Annotated in this window: 21 protein-coding genes; 17 read left to right on the top strand and 4 right to left on the bottom strand. The window is 50.4% G+C overall.

Annotated features, from left to right (window positions below; all coding sequences use genetic code 11):
* Positions 1-271: 271 nt before the first annotated feature.
* From AB4875_RS13665 to AB4875_RS13645, 5 genes are all read left to right on the top strand, one after another.
* Positions 272-1,336, top strand: a complete 1,065-nt coding sequence (locus AB4875_RS13665; protein WP_368376611.1) for a 3-ketosteroid-9-alpha-monooxygenase, oxygenase component — start codon at positions 272-274, stop codon at positions 1,334-1,336.
* 28 nt (positions 1,337-1,364) lie between these two features.
* A complete protein-coding gene (locus tag AB4875_RS13660) occupies positions 1,365-2,276 on the top strand; it encodes a VOC family protein (RefSeq protein WP_368376610.1) in 912 nt (303 codons plus the stop codon).
* 110 nt (positions 2,277-2,386) lie between these two features.
* Positions 2,387-3,571 carry an acyl-CoA dehydrogenase family protein gene (locus AB4875_RS13655; RefSeq protein WP_368376609.1) on the top strand — a complete coding sequence of 395 codons (1,185 nt, stop codon included), beginning with the start codon at positions 2,387-2,389 and terminating at the stop codon, positions 3,569-3,571.
* A gap of 231 nt (positions 3,572-3,802) precedes the next feature.
* Positions 3,803-5,224 carry a pyruvate kinase gene (gene pyk / locus AB4875_RS13650; protein WP_368376608.1) on the top strand — a complete coding sequence of 474 codons (1,422 nt, stop codon included), beginning with the start codon at positions 3,803-3,805 and terminating at the stop codon, positions 5,222-5,224.
* A 111-nt stretch (positions 5,225-5,335) separates the two neighbouring features.
* A complete protein-coding gene (locus tag AB4875_RS13645) occupies positions 5,336-5,791 on the top strand; it encodes a DUF1294 domain-containing protein (RefSeq protein WP_368376607.1) in 456 nt (151 codons plus the stop codon).
* A gap of 19 nt (positions 5,792-5,810) precedes the next feature.
* Here the strand turns inward: AB4875_RS13645 and AB4875_RS13640 are convergent, their stop codons facing one another.
* Positions 5,811-6,269: a globin domain-containing protein gene (locus AB4875_RS13640; protein ID WP_368376606.1), complete on the bottom strand. Its 459-nt coding sequence runs from the start codon at positions 6,267-6,269 to the stop codon at positions 5,811-5,813.
* A gap of 251 nt (positions 6,270-6,520) precedes the next feature.
* Positions 6,521-7,294, bottom strand: a complete 774-nt coding sequence (locus AB4875_RS13635; protein WP_368376605.1) for an SDR family oxidoreductase — start codon at positions 7,292-7,294, stop codon at positions 6,521-6,523.
* 527 nt (positions 7,295-7,821) lie between these two features.
* Between AB4875_RS13635 and npdG the strand changes: the two genes are divergently transcribed.
* The 6 genes from npdG to AB4875_RS13605 are packed head-to-tail and all read left to right on the top strand — an operon-like array spanning position 7,822 to position 14,327.
* Positions 7,822-8,499: an NADPH-dependent F420 reductase gene (npdG, locus tag AB4875_RS13630; RefSeq protein ID WP_368376604.1), complete on the top strand. Its 678-nt coding sequence runs from the start codon at positions 7,822-7,824 to the stop codon at positions 8,497-8,499.
* 7 nt (positions 8,500-8,506) lie between these two features.
* Positions 8,507-9,274: a coenzyme F420-0:L-glutamate ligase gene (cofE, locus tag AB4875_RS13625; RefSeq protein ID WP_368376603.1), complete on the top strand. Its 768-nt coding sequence runs from the start codon at positions 8,507-8,509 to the stop codon at positions 9,272-9,274.
* Positions 9,274-10,245 carry a 2-phospho-L-lactate transferase gene (gene cofD, locus AB4875_RS13620; RefSeq protein WP_368376602.1) on the top strand — a complete coding sequence of 324 codons (972 nt, stop codon included), beginning with the start codon at positions 9,274-9,276 and terminating at the stop codon, positions 10,243-10,245. The genes cofE and cofD overlap by 1 nt, the downstream gene beginning before the upstream one ends.
* Before the next feature lie 18 nt (positions 10,246-10,263).
* Positions 10,264-11,058, top strand: coding sequence for a 2-phospho-L-lactate guanylyltransferase (gene cofC / locus AB4875_RS13615; protein WP_368376601.1), 795 nt, complete (start codon positions 10,264-10,266; stop codon positions 11,056-11,058).
* A complete protein-coding gene (cofH, locus tag AB4875_RS13610; RefSeq protein ID WP_368376600.1) occupies positions 11,055-13,541 on the top strand; it encodes a 5-amino-6-(D-ribitylamino)uracil--L-tyrosine 4-hydroxyphenyl transferase CofH in 2,487 nt (828 codons plus the stop codon). The genes cofC and cofH overlap by 4 nt, the downstream gene beginning before the upstream one ends.
* A gap of 24 nt (positions 13,542-13,565) precedes the next feature.
* Positions 13,566-14,327, top strand: a complete 762-nt coding sequence (locus AB4875_RS13605; RefSeq protein WP_368376599.1) for an SDR family oxidoreductase — start codon at positions 13,566-13,568, stop codon at positions 14,325-14,327.
* Between the two features lie 20 nt (positions 14,328-14,347).
* On the opposite strand, the gene AB4875_RS13600 is transcribed toward AB4875_RS13605, so the two are convergent.
* Positions 14,348-14,563: a TIGR02450 family Trp-rich protein gene (locus tag AB4875_RS13600; protein ID WP_368376598.1), complete on the bottom strand. Its 216-nt coding sequence runs from the start codon at positions 14,561-14,563 to the stop codon at positions 14,348-14,350.
* 194 nt (positions 14,564-14,757) lie between these two features.
* Between AB4875_RS13600 and AB4875_RS13595 the strand changes: the two genes are divergently transcribed.
* Positions 14,758-15,642 (top strand): AEC family transporter, encoded by an 885-nt coding sequence (locus AB4875_RS13595; RefSeq protein ID WP_368376597.1) that lies wholly within the window; start codon positions 14,758-14,760, stop codon positions 15,640-15,642.
* Between the two features lie 61 nt (positions 15,643-15,703).
* Here the strand turns inward: AB4875_RS13595 and AB4875_RS13590 are convergent, their stop codons facing one another.
* A complete protein-coding gene (locus tag AB4875_RS13590; RefSeq protein WP_368376596.1) occupies positions 15,704-16,189 on the bottom strand; it encodes a DUF3806 domain-containing protein in 486 nt (161 codons plus the stop codon).
* A gap of 180 nt (positions 16,190-16,369) precedes the next feature.
* Between AB4875_RS13590 and dapA the strand changes: the two genes are divergently transcribed.
* The 5 genes from dapA to AB4875_RS13565 all read left to right on the top strand — a co-directional run bounded on the left by dapA (position 16,370) and on the right by AB4875_RS13565 (position 20,182).
* Complete coding sequence (dapA, locus tag AB4875_RS13585) at positions 16,370-17,248, top strand: 4-hydroxy-tetrahydrodipicolinate synthase (RefSeq protein ID WP_368376595.1); 879 nt, start codon at positions 16,370-16,372, stop codon at positions 17,246-17,248.
* Positions 17,249-18,286 (top strand): NlpB/DapX family lipoprotein, encoded by a 1,038-nt coding sequence (locus AB4875_RS13580; RefSeq protein WP_368376594.1) that lies wholly within the window; start codon positions 17,249-17,251, stop codon positions 18,284-18,286.
* Positions 18,286-19,044 (top strand): MBL fold metallo-hydrolase, encoded by a 759-nt coding sequence (locus AB4875_RS13575; RefSeq protein WP_368376593.1) that lies wholly within the window; start codon positions 18,286-18,288, stop codon positions 19,042-19,044. The genes AB4875_RS13580 and AB4875_RS13575 overlap by 1 nt, the downstream gene beginning before the upstream one ends.
* Positions 19,045-19,069: 25 nt before the next feature.
* On the top strand, positions 19,070-19,789 hold the full coding sequence (purC, locus tag AB4875_RS13570) for a phosphoribosylaminoimidazolesuccinocarboxamide synthase (protein WP_368376592.1): 720 nt from the start codon (positions 19,070-19,072) through the stop codon (positions 19,787-19,789).
* A 99-nt stretch (positions 19,790-19,888) separates the two neighbouring features.
* A complete protein-coding gene (locus AB4875_RS13565) occupies positions 19,889-20,182 on the top strand; it encodes a hypothetical protein (RefSeq protein WP_368376591.1) in 294 nt (97 codons plus the stop codon).
* Positions 20,183-20,244: the final 62 nt, after the last annotated feature.

Raw genomic sequence — 20,244 nt, 5'->3', positions numbered from 1 at the left:
GTTTTTGGATGTCTAACTTTTAGGTTTAGTATTTCATTGTAACGGCTGGGTTTGGTGGAGGATACCGTAAGGGCTGATTTTTACACGCTGCTTGTGAGTGTGTAATAGCTGCTATCTGCTTTCTGTATTTCAAGGAAAATATTAATGAAAACAGGTGCTTATTTATAATTTTTGGCTCGTCTAAACGGAGGATGGTGTGTCTGGGGGGCATGTGTGAGAATTTTTCACCATGTAGAACCCATATAAAAAACGCGTCTGAAGGAGAATAACAATGAGTCAGGTAGCGCAAGTGCCGCGCCAGCCGCATATTATTGAGGCAGCGGAATTACCCGATCGCTATGCCCGTGGTTGGTACTGTCTCGGTTTGGCGAGTGAATATACTAGCACGCCGGTCAAACTTAATTATTTCGGTACGCGTCTGGTTGCCTATCGTGGCGAAGACGGCGAGATGCATATTCTTGACGGCTACTGCCCACACATGGGCGCCGACTTGAGTGAAGGTTGTGTGGAGGGCAATTCTATTCGCTGTCCTTTTCACGCTTGGCGTTGGGGTGCAGACGGTGTTTGCGATGAAATACCTTATGCCAAACGTATTCCAGCTAAAGCGGTGATTCGCAGTTACCCGACCTTAGAAGAAAACCATTTGCTGTTTATGTGGTTTGATCCCGAAGGGAATCCGCCGATTGAAGAGCAGCGTCCGCCGCGCATTGATGATCTGTTTAGCGATGACTGGACGATTTGGCATATGGATTTGATGACTATCAACACCAATGCTCGAGAGCTTATCGATAATATGGCAGATGTCGCCCATTTTGGTCCTATACATGGCGCGCCCATAAAAGAATTCAAGAACATCGTGTACAAGCATACCTACCGTCAGGAGTTAACCGGTGGTTCAGAGCTGCTGGCTGAAGATGGTGATTTGAGTTCCGAGGCCACCTACCACGGCCCTGCGTATATGAATACGTTTATGACTGGGAAAGCTGAGGGTATGGACATAGCTTCACGCCTATTGGTGACCCATGTGCCGATTAATCAAGGCAGTTTTGATTTGCGCTTTGGTGTAGCGGTGAAGAAAATTGCCGGCATGAGCGACGAGCAGAACGATGAAATGGCCCGCCAATATGTTGAGCAGAACCGCACAGCATTCTTTCAGGATGTGCATATCTGGCACACCAAAACACGGGTAGATAATCCAGTGCTGTGTGACGGCGATGGTCCTATCAACCGTTTGCGTCAATGGTATAACCAGTTTTACTTAGATGTTGCCGATGTGCCCGAAGCCTTTGCTGAAAAGCGTGAGTACGTGGTGGATTGCGCAATAGCAAATAGCTGATAAATCTAGAAAATAACAGGAAATAGTAATGGATGTTCGCAGCTTAGCTTATGTGGTTATTGAGTCAACGGACCCGCAGCAGTGGTTAGAGTATGGTAGTAACATCTTGGGACTAATGGTTGCACCGACCATGCCCGAGGACGGCAATGTATATTTGAAAATGGATACCCGGCCTTATCGGTTTGCCATTGTTAAGTCAGATCAGAATCGACTGGCTCGCTGTGGCTGGGAGCTGGCAGACGAAGCCGGTTTGACCGCCGCCAAGGCTGAATTGAAAGCCGCCGGTGTCGCATTTGAAGAGGGTTCCGAGGCGGACGCAAAAGCACGTCGGGTTCGCGGTTTGATTCGCCTACAAGACCCTTCGGGCAATGGCCTTGAGCTATTCTGGGGTGGCGAGCTAGATTACGCTAAATTTATATCGCCAAAAGGTATTTCAGGTTTTGAAACCGGCTTTAATGGCGATATGGGTTTTGGTCATGCGGTGTTGCCGGCGGCGAAACTCGGAGAAACCCACGATTTTTACAAAGATCTGCTAGGCTTTGGTGATAGCGATTATATGCATTTCAAATTTTCGCCAGACCCTGCTGATCCTGGGCAGGGCTTGCATTTTATGCACGTGAACAATCCCCGTCATCACAGTTTGGCACTGTATGAAGATCCGGCTAATCCTGTGGGCTGTGTCCATTTGATGCTAGAAGTGACTGATGTTGACGAAGTGGGTTATTGCTTGGATCGCGTTGAAGCGGCGGAGATCCCTGTAGTGTCAACCTTGGGTCGTCATACCAATGACAATATGTTGTCTTTCTATATGGCAACGCCGACCGGTTTCGCCATGGAGTTTGGTACCGACGGTTTACAAATGGATTGGGAAGGATTTACTCCAACTGTTACTAGCCTGCCAAGTTTGTGGGGCCACAAATTTAATATGCCGGACGCCTAGTCTGGCTTCGGTTTTTGCGGCGGCTGATAGTCGCATTGATATATGTCATGGTTGGGCTAGTCACAATATGGTGGTCGCCTCGCCAATAGAATGGTTACAGGAGAAGTGCGATGAGCGTAGCGCAAGCTAAAAGTGATGCAAACATGTTTTCAGCTGCTGAGATGATGACGGCGATACGCGAGATGCAACCGCGTTTACGCGAGCGGGCGCCAGAAACGAAAGCGATACGTAAAGTACCGCAGGCTTCTATCGACGAATTGCAGGATATTGGTTTTTTTCTTGCCCTACAGCCTAAGCGCTACGGCGGACTTGAGCTGACACCGCAGGAATTTTTCCGCATGCAAATTGCCTTGGCCGAAGGCTGTATGTCTACGGCGTGGGCAAGCGGGATTATTGCGGTTCACGCCTTTCAAATTGCCATCATGGATGATCGTGCGCAGCAGGCAATCTGGGGTGACAATATTCATACTCGGGTATCTTCATCGTATGCGCCAATGGGTAAGGTGACCGTTGTTGACGGCGGTTTTAAATTGAGCGGTCGTTGGGGCTGGTCTAGCGGCAGTGATCACTGCACCTGGGCTTTGCTTGGCGCAATTATTCCCGGTGACGGCTACCGGACCTTCTTGGTGCCCAAGGGTGATTACAAGATTATTGATACTTGGCAATCTATGGGTTTAGAAGGCACAGGTAGTAATGATATTGCGGTCGACGATGTGTTTGTGCCGGACTATATGACCCACAAGCAAACTGACGGTTTTGCCTGTACTAACCCCGGGCAAGCGCTCAATACCGCGCCGTTATATCAACTGCCGTGGGCGCAAACGTTTATTCGCGTGGTGTGTACTCCTGCGATTGGCGCTTGTAAGTCAGCAGTGGAGTTGTATAAACATGCGGTATTGAATAAGGCGAGTGGTGATCCTACTAAACTTGCCGGTGATACTCAGGTTCAAGAGCGAATTGCCGCTGCCGTAAATGGTATCGATGAAATGGAAGCGCTGTTGTTCGCTAATTTCGATAAGATGATGGCCATGGCAGAAGCAGGCCAAGCTATTCCAGTCGAAGACCGCGCGCGCTACCGCTATCACGCATCGCTGGTTATCACTAAGAGTATTGAGATTATCGACTCGCTGTTTGAAGTGGCGGGTGGTCAGTCGGTATTCCTTGGCAGCGAGATTCAGCAGCGTTTCCTTGATATTCACACTGCCAGAGCCCACGTAGCGAATAACCCTACCAGCTTTGCCCGCAATCTTGGCGGTCTGGGCTTGGGTATGGATAACGGCGATTTCTTTTTATAGGGGATCTATGGACAGCGTTGCTGCTCTCGTCGCTAAAAAAATGCGAATGTGAGCGCTGTAGCGTTTTAAAACCCGGTATATCCGGGTTTTTTTATACCTGAAATTTGAGTTTTCCGTGAGAGGATAAAATCTAATGTCACAAAAACTACTCCTTTGCTTAGTCGCCGTGTGGCAAGGAGAGGTGTAACATAGGGTTTTCGCTCACTATTTATTTAAAGGATAGCGGTATTCATGCGTCGAACTAAAATTGTAGCCACGGTCGGACCTGCTTGTGACTCTCGAGAAACACTCGCTGAGATGATTAGCGCCGGGGTGAATGTGTTTCGATTGAATTTTTCTCATGGCACTGCCGTTGAGCACGCAGCTCGCGCCGCGCTGATACGTGAGTTGGCTGCTGAGGCAGGTTGCTACGTTGGTTTATTAGGAGACTTGCAGGGGCCGAAGATTCGCCTGCGTAAGCTGGCAGTGGATCCGGTTGAGCTGCAAAAGGGCACGGAACTGATATTGGACACCCAGCTTGCCGATGGCGAGGGCGATGCGAGTCACATTGGCGTAGATTATGAGCCCTTAGCGCGCTCAGTTAGTGCTGGTGATATTTTATTGCTCGACGATGGCCGGCTGCGTTTAAGTGTAGATAAAGTCGTTGGCGAGCAAGTGTTTTGTCGCTCAGAGAGTATCGGTAAGTTGCATTCCCGCAAAGGGATTAACCGCTTGGGTGGCGGTTTATCAGCACCAGCGCTAACCGACAAAGATATGGAAGATATTAAACTGGCGGCAGGGATGGATCTCGATTTTATCGCGGTATCCTTTCCCAGTAGTGCAGAAGATATTGAAGATGCCCGGCTTAAGCTGGAAAGTGCAGGCTGCTTTGCGCATATTATCGGCAAGATAGAGCGTGCGGAAGCTGTCGCAAACGATGAGCATTTAGATGCTTTAATTCTCGCCTGTGATGGTGTGATGGTGGCGCGGGGTGATCTTGGCGTAGAGATTGGTGATGCGAGTTTAATCGGCCTCCAAAAGCACATTATTAAACGTGCGCGAGTGCTAAACCGTCCCGTTATTACTGCCACGCAAATGATGGAGTCGATGGTCAGCTGTCCGGTTCCCACCCGCGCTGAGGTATTTGATGTGGCAAATGCCGTCCTCGATGGCACTGATGCCGTGATGCTGTCGGCGGAAACCGCATCGGGCCTGTATCCGGTAGAAACCGTGACAGCCATGGCGCGCAATTGCGAGGGCGCGGAATTGTATCCCTCGGCGCGTAAGTCTAGCTACCGGCTTGAGCGCAAATTCGAATCCGTTGAAGAGACCCTCGCAATGAGCGCGGTGTACGCGGCCAACCATCAAATCGGCGTTAAAGCCATCGTGTCGATGACGGAGACTGGTAGAACGGTCTTGCTGATGTCTCGACTGACCTCGGGCATTCCTATTTTTGCCTTTAGTCGCAACCCGTCCACCTGTAATCGGGTCAGCTTATATCGCGGTGTATATGCTATTTCCAGCCCCTCAGCAGGGATTGAAATAGACGACTGCGTAAAGGCCATTCACTTGCAAGGCTATGTTGAAACCGACGACTTAATTCTAGGTACCACCGGTGATCAAGTCGGTATGGATGGACACACTAATACCTTAAAAATAGTGCGAGTGAATTGATAATATAAATACTAATTGTTAGATACTTAAAGGCTCCATTTTTGGGGCCTTTATTGTTGTATAGCGTGGTAAAGTCCACCGTTTGAAATACGGACTATTTGAGCTTATACGATGAGAATCGCTTACGTTATTGTCGCTATAGTGAGTTTGTTTTTGGGTTTGTCTTATTATCTTGGCTATACACCACCGCTGATTGCACTGTTGATTTTGTGCCTTAGTTTGGTGAGTTATTTCTATTATGCTAAGGATAAAAAGGCGGCGCTTACAGGGGCTTGGCGAGTACCCGAAAACACCTTGCAGCTACTATCCCTTGCTGGCGGCTGGCCCGGGGCGATTATTGCCCAGCAAGGCCTGCGTCATAAAACCAAGAAAGTATCTTTTCGGCTGGTGTTTGGGTTTGCGGTTTTGGCTAATGTGGGTGGTTTAGTTTGGCTGCATTCCGGCAGCGGTCAGATCACTCTTCAAGGCATCATGCGCGCCGTGGAAAAGGGTGTGAATGGCTATGTTACTTCAGACTCCATTTCAACCACCTTAGTGTTTTTAACGGCATTGCCCGACAAACGCTGATTCTTCTCATTGTTAGCTTCTAGCCTACCAGGGCCATCGGTACTTCACTACCCCAGGCAGGGTGTTCAATTTCGTGGTAGTTACACGCTTCAAGCAGGGTGTCTTTTAGTGTGGTTAATAAGTTTAGCCATGCGGCTTTTACTTCGCCGCTGAACTCGTCGCCCAGCGCCATGCCTAATGTTTCCAGCATCGCTTGCATAAAAAAATCATAATGGCGTTCGCTTACTCCTAGTTCGCTGTAGCGCTGCCCCATATTGTGGGCTACTACCCTGAGTCCATCCATGTTTTGTAAAGAGTTCACGGTAGTGCAGAGTGTGTCTATGAGCTGGCGATCTCTGTGTTTGCCTTCGGAGAATAGTGTTCTAAGGTCTGGCGCTAACTGAAACAGTCGAGCGTAGAACACTTTCGCAAAGGGTTTGCCGATGGATTTCACTGTGGGTAGCTGCGCTTGTACGATAGTAATTTGCTTAGGAGTCATGTCGCGCCTCGTTGGTTGTCGGCGGCAGGCGATTGTTGATCGTCGCGTCGAGTGGTTTCAATCTCCTTACTTGTTGGCCAATGTACTACTGCCGGGCGAGTATGATTATTCGAGATAACCGAAGTGGGTATACATAGTTTGCGTAGTGAATTGCGGCTATTCACTACCTTACAGCCCTGCAGCTGCAGTAATCAGGCGGAAAAATAGAATTTGAGTGGCAAGCCTAGCTTGCCAGAAATGTGACGCGGGTCTTAGTCTGCGTTGGAGGCGCTTAAAAATGCGGGCTTTTCGCCGCCGCCGTGTACGGTTAGCGTCGAGCCGCTTATGTACGAGGCGAGATCACTGGCTAAAAACACACAGGCGTCGCCAATATCTTCGGGTACCGCCATTCGACCTAGGGGGATGGTGTTGCCGACAGCGGCGATACCTGCCTCGTCGCCATAGTGCAGATGGGCTTGCTCTGTGCGGATCAGACCGGCGATGATGGTATTGCTTCTCACCTTAGGTGCCCATTCCACTGCGAGAGAGCTTGTTAGGCTGACTAAGCCTGCCTTGGCCGCGCCGTACGCTGCGGTGCCGGGCGATGGGCGGATTGCGCTCACCGAGGCGATATTGATAATGGCGCCGCCACTATTCTGAGTTTGCATGACTTTATTGCAAGACTGTGAAAAATTTAGTGGCGCGAGTAAGTTTAAACGGATAATGGATTCTGAAAAGCGCGGAGAGACTGTCGCAGCATCTGCAGCGGGTGCGCCGCCGGCATTATTAACGAGTACGTCGATACGACCAAAGTCGCTGACAACGGTATCTACAAACAGTTGAATTGCGTCAGCATCGCGAACATCCAAAGGAAGAAACACGGCATTTTCGCCGTTTGCACAGGGAAGTGATTCAGGTTCGCTGCGGCCACAGATAATGACCTTTGCCCCACATTGTAGGAAACGTTCGCTAATACCCCTGCCAACCCCTTTGCCGCCACCAGTAACGATAACGATCTTGTCCTTGAAATCTAATTTGTCCTGCATTCTAACTCCGCACTACACGTTGAGTGTTTTTTATATTTAATTCGGTTGTCGACTTGCTAGGTCGCTCTTTTAGGGTGTGGCTGCCAGAATGCAGCTAAATTGAGTGGGCATAAGTTTAACGCATTTTTGTGCTGCCGGAAGTGGCTTTACTGGGGTAACGCTTTTGCTGCTTAGTCTAAGACGCCCAGATGGCGAGGAATACCGCTTATTCTGGCAGCGGCTAGTCTGAAGGGACTACTCTAAAATGGGTAACTGCGCTGACTGGGTTACATTTTTAGATATGCGCTGTTGATGTAAACCGGCTAGATCTCAGTATTTGATTTAACTGGCGGGTGGGTTTTAAACGGGGCGAGCAAAACGATCTTATTTGTTTGAGGATAGACCGTTTTTGACAGTATTCGTGGTGCATTAAGACGTATACACTAATCTGTAAATACAATATGTTTTGACGGTCTTGGTTGCTGACGAAGAGATTCGCGCTGCCCTTGCTAAGTTAATTAATTGCATCATTAAATAGAGAGTTTCGAATGACTGAAAGCAAAGCCATTGTGGCAATTCTTGGTGGTACAGGCGGTTTGGGTACGGGTTTGGCGCGGCGTTGGGCTGAGGCGGGCTATCCTATTATTATTGGGTCGCGCACCCAAGAAAAAGCCGAGGTGGCGGCGCAAGCACTGCGAGAGTTGATGCAAGAGCGCGGTGTAGATGGCGTTTCGGTAGCGGCGATGGATAATGTTGCAGCGGCCGAGGCTGCGGATATTGCTGCTTTGACAGTTCCGTTTGCCCATCATGCTGACACCCTCCTAAGTGTAAAAGCGGCTTTGGAAGGTAAAATTCTGATCGATGTTACTGTGCCTTTAGTGCCGCCAAAAGTGGCGCGGGTGCAGTTGCCTGCTGAAGGCTCAGCTGGACAGATAGCGCAGAATATTCTGGGCGAGGGCGTCAGTGTGGTATCGGCATTCCAAAATGTGGCAGCAGTACATTTACAAGATGGACAAGGTATGGATTGCGATGTGCTGGTGTGTGGTGACAATAAAGCAGCCCGCGCTAAGGTGATCGAATTGGTTGAGGCAGCGGGTTTGCGCGGTTTTCATGCTGGGAGCATCGCCAATGCCGCTGCGGTAGAGGCCATGACATCACTACTCATCTTTATAAACAAACAATATAAATGTCACGCGGGCATTAAATTAACGGGATTGGATCATTAATCCAGTTATGACGTCTCCACTTTTTCTTCATGCCGTGCCGGGTATTCCCTTGGTGGAGCCCGGTGATGATATAGCAGCGCTTATTCTTGCGGCTTTAGCTTCCTCAGAACTGGTCTTGGAAGATGGCGATGTATTGGTCTTGGCGCAAAAGATTGTATCTAAAGCCGAGGGACGCTACGCCTATTTAAACGATATACAGGCTAGTGCTGAAGCTGTTGAATTAGCAGAACAATGTGACAAAGACCCGCGTCATATGCAGGTTTTGTTGAATGAGTCTCGCGAGATTATCCGTAAGCGGCCGGGTGTAGTTATCGTCGAGCATGTACTTGGCTATGTTCACGCTAACGCTGGGATTGATCGCTCTAATATTGATAGTGATGAGGACAGCCCGCGTTTGCTACTGTTGCCAGAAAACCCTGACCACAGTGCGGCAGAGTTGCGCTCCTCGCTATTGGCAAGCACCGGCGTTAACGTGAATATTATTATCAATGACAGTGCCGGCCGTGCCTGGCGTAATGGCACACTCGGGTTTGCCATTGCTACCGCCGGCTTTGAAGCGCTGGAAAATCGAGTGGGTGAAGCCGATTTGTATGGCCGGCCACTTGAGGTCACCGAAGTTGCGGTGGCCGATGAGTTGGCGGCGGCGGCCTCTTTTATGATGGGGCAGGGTGATGAGGCATTGCCCGTAGTCTTAATTCGCGGTGCAAAATTGCGCCCTTCAACTGCTGGCTCTGCGGCCTTAATTCGAGATCGAGAAAAGGATATGTTTCGCTGATGGCTAACATAGAAGCCGGCGTAGGCGGCAAGGTACTGGCCTTAAGTGGCGGTGTTGGTGGTGCTAAATTATGTCGTGGTTTAGCCGCAAGATTGGCTGTCGAGCAACTTACCATTGTTGCGAATACCGGTGATGATTTCGATTATTGGGATTTGCGCATCTGTCCCGATCTCGACTCGGTGATGTACGCGCTTGCAGATTTAAATGACGAGCAGCGTGGCTGGGGTTTGCGCGATGAAACTTGGCGTACTCTCATCGCCATGCGCAGACTGGGCGGCGATGAGTGGTTTCAAATAGGTGATCAAGATTTAGCGACTCATATATTACGAACGCAGCTTTTACGTGCCGATCAGTCTTTGTCGGCGGTGACAAAACAGATTACTGCGGGCTTGGGTATAAAGCATATATTGCTACCGATGTCGGAACAGTCGGTTGCCACCAAGGTAAATACCGATCAGGGCTGGTTAGATTTTCAGCAATATTTCGTGCGTGATCAATGCCAGCCCGAAGTGCGAGAATTACATTTTGAAGGTGCGGACGACGCGCAATTAAATCCGCAGGTGCACAGTTTATTGATGGATGAGGGCCTGGCCGCCATTGTGGTTTGCCCGTCCAATCCCTTTGTTAGCATAGACCCAATATTGAGCTTATCGGGATGCCGGCGTTTGCTGATGGAAGCAGCGGCGCCGGTGATTGCCGTGTCTCCTATTATTGCCGGCCGGGCCGTGAAAGGGCCGGCGGCAAAAATGATGCGTGAACTTAATATGCCAGCAACGGCCTTTGCGGTAGCGGAGTATTACGGTGATTTACTTGATGGCTATGTGCTTGATGAAGCCGATGCACACTATGCCGAAGATATTGAGGCCTTAGGTATTAAAGTGTGCGTGGCGCCGACCTTGATGACCGATCTAAGTAGTAAGATTGCGCTTGCAGATGCCGTGCTGGGTTTTGCCGCCAGCTATAGCACTTAAACACCTTCGGTGATGCAGTTGCCGAGACGTATTGATAATAAAAGTAACCGGATAAAAGCGTATAACACTATGTGGGCACTATTGCCGTTAAAAGATTTTGTACAGGCCAAGCAGCGTCTCGCGGGCAGTTTGACTGTTTCTGAAAGACGGGGTTTATTTCACGCCATGGTTGAGGATGTACTCACGGTACTGGCCGTGCATCCAAGTTTCGAACGTATTGTGGTGGTGTCGGATGATCCCGCCGCCCAGTTGTTGGCAGAGCACTACGGTATTGATTGCTGGTCTGAGCGCGGCTTGGACGCAAGCGGATTGAATGCCGTGGTGGATTCGGCATTGCGCCGCATGGCTGAGCTAACCCAAAACCGCACCGGGGTTACTGCGGCAATGGTTGTGCATGGCGATTTGCCTTTGCTTGGGAATCAAGAATTAAACACACTGATTGAACAGCATCACGCATTAATGAAAACCCATCCTTCGGCGGTAAGTATTGCCACTGATAGTCATGGCTGCGGCAGTAATATCGTGGTGTGTGACCCAGCTAAGGCGCCGGTCTTGGCTTACGGTCCCGACAGTTGTGCGGCGCATTACGCCTCAGCCGAGACCATGCAGCTGCCTGCCCAGGTGATCTCCTTACCGGGGCTGGCGCAAGACATTGACACCCAAGACGATCTTCTGCGATTACTGGCGATGGTACCTAGCGTTGCCGCTGAGCGAACCCTGGCGTATTTGCATCAAGACGGTATCGCGCAGCGCTTGCGACAACTGGGTAGCGAAGCCGCAAATACATCGTTACAAGCGTGGAGAGCGGTATGAACGCGGTACAGACGATGACAGTTGAGTCCCTATTGGCTGATGTTGGCGACCATGGCATGAGCGCGGAACACGCGCTGTTACTGGCGAACAGGTCAGAAACTCAAGCTCTGATGCTGGCGGCGGCAGCGCTGCGCGATCGCGGTTTTTACAATGGCGTCAGTTATTCCCGCAAGGTGTTCATTCCCTTAACGCATTTATGCCGGGATGTTTGTCATTACTGCACCTTTGCAAAAACCCCTAAAAAAATACAGCAAGCTTACCTCCCTGTAGAGCAGGTATTGGCGCAGGTTAAAGTCGCCGAGAGCATGGGTTGCAAAGAAGCGCTATTTACCTTGGGTGAAAAACCGGAACTGCGATATAAGGCAGCTCGGGACGCGCTCGCGGCAATGGGTTTTGCCAGCACACTGGAATACCTTGCCGAGGTTGCAGCTCGGGTATTGGCAGAGACTAATGTGCTGCCGCATATCAACGCAGGTTGCATGGACGACGCAGAAATAGCGATGTTGCGGCCGGTCTCTGCCTCAATGGGAATCATGCTCGAATCGGCCTCTAGTCGTTTGTGTGAAAAGGGTATGCCTCACTATGGCTCGCCGGACAAAGACCCGGCGCTGCGGCTGGAAACGATTGCGCGGGCGGGGCGTGCGATGGTGCCGTTCACCTCTGGCATACTCATTGGTATTGGTGAAACTCGCCTCGAACGGGTGGAGTCTTTATTAGCCTTGCGTGAGTTGCATCATCGCTATGGCCATATCCAAGAAATCATCGTTCAAAATTTTAGAGCCAAGCCGAATACCAAAATGGCTTCTGCGCCTGAGCCAGATTTGAATGAATTGCTTTGGACTATCGCGGTTGCGCGCTTAATTTTTGGTGCGCAGATGAGTATTCAGGCGCCGCCAAATTTGAGCCCCGGAGTGCTGCCGCAATTGGTGGCCGCGGGACTTAATGACTGGGGTGGCGTATCGCCGCTGACACCAGATTTTGTCAATCCCGAGGCGCCTTGGCCACACCTAGAAACCCTGACGAAAGAAACCGCGGGTGCCGGTAAACACTTGCATGAGCGGCTGACGATTTATCCTCAATACGTGCGCGATTACACGCGCTGGTTAGATCCCGCTCTGCATACCAAAGTGCTTCATTATAGCGACGCACAGGGTTTGCCGAAGGAGGAGTGTTGGGTTGCCGGCCAAGATATCGATGCTCCTACCGCCGAGCTTAACTTGCTGCGTGCAGAGCCCGAGCTGTTAAAAAACTATGCGCAGGTATCCGCTGATATAAACCTCTTACTTGAGCGCGCGCTGCGGGTCGAGGCCTTGAGCGAAGATGATATTGTGCGTCTATTTAGCGCCCGTGGAAGCGATTTTTCCGCTGTTTGCCGCGCTGCCGATCAGTTGCGCCAGCAGCGCTGTGGGGAGCAGGTCAGCTATGTAGTTACGCGAAATATTAATTACACCAATGTGTGTTATTTCAAGTGCCAGTTTTGCGCCTTTTCTAAAGGCAAACTCAGCGAGAATTTGCGCGGCCGGCCCTATGATTTATCCGGTGAGGAGATATCCCGGCGCGCCCTTGAAGCATGGCAGCGTGGCGCGTCTGAAGTGTGTATGCAGGGCGGTATACACCCTGAGTACACAGGCCAAACCTATCTCGATATTGTCGCGACACTGCGTGCAGCGACGCCAGATATGCATATTCATGCCTTCTCGCCTTTAGAGGTGTGGCAGGGCGCAGAAACATTGGGCTTAGATTTAGAGACCTATTTGCACCGGCTAAAAGAGGCCGGTTTGCACACCTTGCCGGGCACCGCTGCGGAAGTTTTGGACGATGAAGTGCGGGCCGTGTTGTGTCCGGATAAAATAAATACCGAGCAGTGGCTTGCGGTGATGGCTGCGGCCCACAAGGTTGGGCTGCGCTCCACCGCGACTATTATGTATGGCCATGTTGATAATTATCAATCTTGGGCGCGACACTTGCTTCGAGTGCGGCGCTTGCAGTCGCAAACTGGGGGCTTTACTGAATTTGTGCCCTTACCGTTTGTGCCCGCAGAGGCGCCAATCTATCTTAAAGGTAAGTCGCGACGGGGGCCGAGCTTCCGCGAGGCGGTATTGATGCACGCCGTATCGAGACTCGTATTCAACGGTTTAATCGATAATATTCAGGCCTCTTGGGTGAAGATGGGCGAGCAGGGTGTCGAGGCTTTATTGAATGCCGGGGTTAATGATCTTGGTGGCACGTTGATGAACGAGACCATCACCCGCGCCGCAGGTGCGGTGCATGGTCAGGAAACTGCGCCAGAACTTATGGAGGCGCGTATTCGCCGCGCCGGTCGTGTGCCGTTTCAGCGCAATACGCTTTACGGCGCCGCAGATCCGCAGCAGAGTCAGCGCTCTCGTGTGGCTGCGCCGCTAGCGGACGTTGTAAATACACCGGCACTGAAATATGAACGCAGTAAGCTGACCAGCGATGAGGGTTTGATCGCTGTCGAATAAATAAGCCAATAATAAGGATAATCCATGGGAACTTACGCATTAACGGGCGGTGCTACCGGTATTGGCGCTGCGATCAAGGTGCAGCTTCGTGATGCTGGCCACCAAGTCATAGTGGTTGACCTTGCCGAGGGCGATATCTGTGCTGATTTATCTGATCTGCCGGGTCGCCAGAAGGCCATAGATGGCATTCGCGCCCTTGCGCCTAATGGACTTGATGGCTTTATTCCCTGCGCCGGTCTCGGTCCCTCGGTTCGACCTTTGTCTTTGATTAGCCGAGTTAATTACTTTGCAGCAGTAGCGGTTACCGAGGGTGTGCTAGATTTACTGGTGCGACGCAAAGGCAGCGTTGTGATGATTGCGTCAAATTCTGCCGCGATGGTCGGTCACGATGATTACGTTACCTTGCTACTCGATGATCAGGAGTCTGCCGCTTGCGAGCTGATTGAGGGCAAAGATGCCCATACCGCCTACGCGGGCTCAAAACATGCGCTTAGTTGCTGGCTGCGCCGTAATGCACCGGACTACGCTAGGCAGGGCGTGCGTTTAAACGCGGTTGCGCCAGGTATTATCGATACCCCGCTGAGCGATAAAGTGCTTGCGGATAAAGACCTCGGGCAGATTATGAAAGACTTCGGTGACAGCGTCCCGATGGGAGCCATTGGTAAACCCGAGCAGATCGCGGATGTGGTGTGCTTTATATTGAGTAGCAAGGCCAGTTTTATGGCCGGGTCTATTGTCTTTGTCGACGGTGGCCACGACGCAATGTTGCGGCCGGATCAATTTTGAGTTGAGCGCTGGCCAGGGCCTTAGAGCCAGCCGGCTCGCCATTCCTCAATATTTTTAAGATCGCGCCACTCAATTTCAAATTCTCGTTTGGTCATGACCGCTTGCATTAGGCAGCGCGTCACAACGCCGTCCTCGTCGTACTCAGTCTCAAGGATAATAAAATGTTTTTCTTTACGCTCTGGTCTAACAGCGGTCCATTTACTGTTTAGGAGTTTTTTCGGATTTAAGGTGCTCATTATAATTAACGGTTTAGCTCCATGGTTGGTGCGTAAGTGGCGAAAGAGTCAGGTTTGTACGAGTCGCTCGGTATTCCGGATTATAGTGTGATTTATATACTGTCGATAATCACTGATCAGCTTGGAAATATTCTAAGATACCATGATAATGCCGCCTCGCAGCCTGTGTTGGTGACTGCGATGCAGGAGCCTAGATGTCACTGATTTCGCCGCTATTCCCTATTATTTTGCCAGTCATTTTGTGCGCGGCCATTGGCGTATTTTGGGTGCGGTTTCACCAACCGTTTGATCATGAGTTTGTGCGTCGCATTGTGCTTTGGGTGGGGGCGCCTGCACTCATAGTCGGAACCCTGGGTAAAACTGTTATCTCTGCAGATTTACTTCAGCATGTGCTACTTGCCAGTGTCTGTATGCTGGGGTTTACCGCCATATTTGCCGCGCTTGCCTGTCTGCTATTACGCATAGAAATGCGTAATTTTCTGGTGCCGCTGGTATTTGGTAATTTTGGCAACATGGGCTTGCCGCTGTGTCTTTTTGCCTTTGGTCAAGAAGGTCTAGCAATTGGTTTAGGGATATTTTTGACGACCACCATTGCGCACTTTTCCTTTGGCGCCGCGGTGCTCAGCGGCAAGGCCATGGTTAAAGGTGTGCTTACTTCACCGATTATTTATGCGGGTATTCTCGCGTGTCTGCTTATTTTTAATCACTGGAGTTTGCCGCTTTCACTGCAAAACACTCTGGGCTTGCTGGGCGGGCTTTCCATCCCGCTGATGCTCATTACCTTAGGCGTGTCATTGAGTTCACTCAAGCTGCAAGCGGCGGGAAAGTCTGTGGGTCTAGGGATATTGAGATTGCTGGTGGGGCTCGCTGGGGGTTTTGCCGCCGTGCATTTTTTGCATCTTGAGGGCTTGGAGCGCAAAGTTGTGCTATTGCAGTCGGCTACCCCGGCAGCGGTGTTCAACTACCTGTTGGCAATGCAATATAAGCGGGAACCTGAGGTAGTGGCTGGGATGGTGGTTAGTTCAACCCTGATCAGTTTTATTAGTATTCCAATTTTGTTGTATTTTTTAGGTGTTTGATTTGCTCAGCCGCCTTCCTGAGTGGGGCTGCTTTGGCAGACGCCCACCTTTTGTCCATTTTTTAGCGTACGATGATTTTCTTTCTGGCGCGTTTAATTTCTTCTTCCAGATTTTGGTATATCGCCTTCACATTTATGTCGGCAGCAACTGCGGCGCGGCTAGATATTTGGGTGACAGGGAAAATGGCCTCGTCTTGGAGCGGGACTTCTAGCGCTCGGCTACGGCCTAGTCTGTCGACATAAATTACCCATTTGAGCTTGTTTTCTTTGCGCAGGTGGTCGCCGATGATAATGCCCATTGCTTGGAGGCGGCGGGTTTGATCTTTGGTGACGATGTTACGGTCTAATAAGGTCTGGATTAGACGGAGGTCATTATCACGACTTTCACCAAAACTTCGGCCGAGTTCGATACGGCTCAGATCGTTGAGGTCGCTGCGGCTATCCTCCATGTATTGCTCATCTACCTTGGTCATGGGGTTTGTGCGCCAAGGATCGGCTATACTCATCGGCGCCAAAATGACCAGTAGTGCTATGGCTAGGAAACGCATTGGGTTTTCTCCTGTCTGAACGCTGCAAAACTTGGTTTTATAGTAGGTTTTTGACTGCGCTTTAGTGAATTCGTTTCGCGAAAGTGGCTAAGCCTAACTGGTTTACATTGATTTGTCCCTTGAGCTGCGTGGCACTGGCCAGTACCATTAGCGGCTTGCACCAATTTTGGAGATAGCGGCATGATTTCGGGTAGTGTAGTTGCCTTGGTAACCCCGATGCACAGCGATGGCAGTATTGACTGGCAAGCGTTGTCGCGTCTGATCGAATGGCATATAGAGCAGGGAAGCGACGGGATCGTGGCGGTGGGCACCACTGGCGAGTCAGCGACTTTGGCAATGGATGAACACAAAATGGTCATCAAGGCCTGTGTTGATCAGGTTGCCGGCCGTATTAAAGTTGTCGCGGGTACTGGTGCTAACTCGACTGCTGAGGCGATCGAGCTAACCAAGGTGGCGTGTGAAGTGGGTGCAGATGCCTGCTTGCTGGTGACGCCATACTATAACAAGCCGACCCAGGAGGGCTTGTATCTTCATTATATGGCGATTGCTGACGCCGTTGATATTCCACAGATTTTATATAATGTGCCGGGACGCACGGCCTGCGATTTGCTGAACTCGACCACCATTCGTTTGGCAGAGCATAAGAATATTATTGCGATCAAAGATGCCACCGGCGACTTGGCTCGCGGTAAAGAATTGATTGATGCGGTTGGCGATAAGTTAGATGTGTTGTCTGGCGACGACGCGACCGCAGCAGATCTGATGTTGCTAGGTGGTAAGGGCAATATCTCAGTGACTGCCAATATAGCCCCAGCAGCGGTTAAGGCCGTCTGTGTGGCGGCAATGTCTGGCGATAAAGAGGCCACAGTAGCGGCTGACGCACCATTGCGTATACTTCACGATCGTTTATTCGTAGAAGCCAATCCGATTCCGGTAAAATGGGCTTTGTTGACCATGGGCTTGATGGAAGACGGCATTCGTTTGCCCTTGACTGTATTGAGTGAAGCGGCACAACCAGGCGTTAGGGAAGCCCTAACGCAAGCGGGATTATTAGACTAAATGAGCACTTTTATGCGCAGTACCGGTTTTCGATTAACTATAGTGAGTCTGGGACTGGCAGTTTTGTCGGGCTGTTTTGGTGGCGATGGTATGTTTCGCGACCGCGGGCAAGATTATCGTCAGGCAAAATTATCCGCGCCGCTGGAATTGCCACCGGGGGTGAGTTCAGAGACCCTCGATGATCAGTATGTGGTGCCGGGGATACAAGCTCATAAGCCCCTCCCGGGTAAGTTTGAAATACAGCGACCTGAGCCCTTGGCGAAAAATGTCGGTACCGCCGAAGTTAAAATTCAAACCTTAGATAACCAGAGCTGGATTTTGCTAGACGGCGATCCAAATCAGGTGTGGCCGCGGATGCGGATATTTCTTGGTCGTGCGGGCCTAGAGATCGCCAATGCCGATGGCAAAACTGCGATTATTGACACCCAGTGGCGCGATCCAGTGGGCGATGGTGCTAGCCGTGAACGTTTCCGCTTCCGTCTGGAAGAAGGTGTTCACAAGGGCACCAGTGAAATTCACGTTCTTGTGCAGATCAATGGCAACGACCAATGGCCAGACAAATCTGATGACTTCAAACGTGAATCACAAATGGTTCGGGTTGTTGCCCAATATCTTGCCGATCAAGATACCGCCGGTGCGGTGTCTATTCTCGCCCAGCGCTCCGATGGCAAGGGTAAAATATTCATTGAAGGCGGTGATGGCGGTTTAGATAGTCGTCATTTGCGTTTGCAGCTTCCGCTTGATCGCGCATGGGCTGCCCTTGGTCTGGCCTTAGTGAAAGCGGGCTTTGAAATTGAAGACGATCGCCGCGAAGTGAATAAATATTGGCTAATCTATACTGATCCCGAAGCAGAGCAGCCGGGCTGGTTTGCGCGGACCTTTGGCGCACGCCGAAGTAACTTAAGTCGCTACGTGGTTGAAATGAAGGAAGTAGGGCCTGAAGAGGCGCGGATATACCTGAATTATCAAAAAGGCCGCCGACTTCGTGAAGACGAGCGCGAAAAATTACTAACCCGCATTATGGGGTATTTGTATTAGTGCGCTTTGCATCCCTGGGTAGTGGCAGTAAAGGTAACGCTACCCTGCTTGAAACTGATCAGAGCTGTGTCCTGATTGATTGCGGATTTACCATTAAAGAAACCGAGCGGCGCATGGCTAGATTGGGTCGCGCGCCTACTGACTTGGCGGCTATTTTGGTGACCCACGAACATAGCGATCACATCAAAGGCGTGCTGCCACTGGCTCGAAAGTACAAGCTGCCGGTGTATTGCAGTTATGGTACTGGCGAATATGGCCAGCTGCGACTATCGCATCATTGGCAGAATCTAGAGCTCGGACAGGAACTGGATATTGGTGGAATCACCGTCACCCCAGTCGCGGTGCCGCACGATGCACGTGAACCCTGCCAGTTTGTGTTTAGATACCAAAAAAAAACATTTGGGCTGCTGACGGATTTAGGTAGTATTACGCCCTTCGTTCGCGAGCACTATCGCCGCTGTGATGCCTTGCTCTTAGAATGCAATCACGATGTGACCATGTTGGCCAATGGCCCTTATCCTTACTCCCTGAAACAGCGGGTAGGCGGTGACTGGGGGCATTTGAATAACCAGCAGGCGGCGAGCTTGTTGGCCGAGGCAGAAGTGGGTCATTTACAGCATGTGGTGATGGCCCATTTGAGTGAAAAGAACAATACCCCCGCTTTGGCGAGGGCGGCAATAGAGCCGATGTTAGCAAACAGTGACGCGCTGCTGTCTGCTGATCAAGAAGCTGGTTTTGGCTGGCTTGAAATAGCGTGATCTTCTTGTGTTAATGAGGCAAACCATGGAAAAACGCGAAGAGTTGTATTCCGGCAAGGCAAAATCAGTCTACAAAACTGATGACCCTGACCGTTATATCCTCAATTTCAGAAACGATACCTCGGCCTTTGATGGTTTGCGGGTGGAGCAGCTGGATCGCAAGGGCATGGTGAACAATAAGTTCAATGCCTTCATCATGCAGGCATTGCAAGCCGCTGGCGTGCCGACTCATTTTGAAGCCTTATTGTCTGATAACGATGCCTTAGTTAAAAAGCTCGATATGCTGCCGATAGAGTGTGTCGTTCGTAATATCGCCGCGGGCTCTATTGTGAAGCGCTTGGGCGTAGAAGAAGGCAAAGAATTAAATCCGCCGACCTTCGAAATGTTTCTTAAAAATGACGCACTGCACGATCCAATGATTAACGAGTATCACATTCGTTCTTTCGGATGGGCGAATGACGCCCAGTTAGATCGCATGAAAGAGCTAACCTTCAAAGTGAACGATGTCCTAAAAAACATGTTTGCTGATGCGGGCATGCTATTGGTTGATTACAAGTTAGAGTTCGGAGTGTTCAACGACGGCGAGATATACCTTGGTGATGAGTTTTCACCTGATGGTTGCCGCCTATGGGATGCTGATACCCGTGAAAAACTTGATAAAGATCGCTTCCGTCAGGGTTTGGGTAATGTTGTTGAATCCTATGAGATTGTCGGTCGTCGCTTGGGTATAGACTTTGACGCGTGATCCGGAAATACTTGGCATTAGTATAAATGTAATATAAATTCATTATTCTAACAGGTCATTCAATGGTTGAATGACCTTTGGTTAAAGCCTGAATACTAAATGACTAGATTGGCCCACAGACATCGCTTATCGCTGCTGACAGTATTGTTGCTCTGTCTCAGTTGGTCGCTGTGGTTACAGGGCAATCATGTTCATATTGCAGACCACACGGCAGTTGATGCCTGTGTGGTTTGTCATTATAACGCGGCTTCTGTGCCGTCATCCCCTAGTACCCCAGAAATAATCCGCACGGTCGCGTTTGTTAGCGCGGTAATGTTGATTACTTCGATTGGGCCACTGCTTAAGTTACGTCCTCCTGTGCGCGCCCCACCTGCAAAAAGTATCGTCGCTTAAAAATCTGGAAAGTCAAAATCGCTGTTTGTTCTCGATTCGCTGCTTTGTTGGGGTGAATTTTT

Origin of the sequence: Zhongshania sp. R06B22 (assembly GCF_040892595.1) — a bacterium.
GTDB classification, from domain to species: Bacteria; Pseudomonadota; Gammaproteobacteria; order Pseudomonadales; family Spongiibacteraceae; genus Spongiibacter; species Spongiibacter arctica.
The sequence above is the reverse complement of the archived record's forward strand: the minus strand, read 5'-3'. Positions and strand labels throughout refer to the sequence as shown.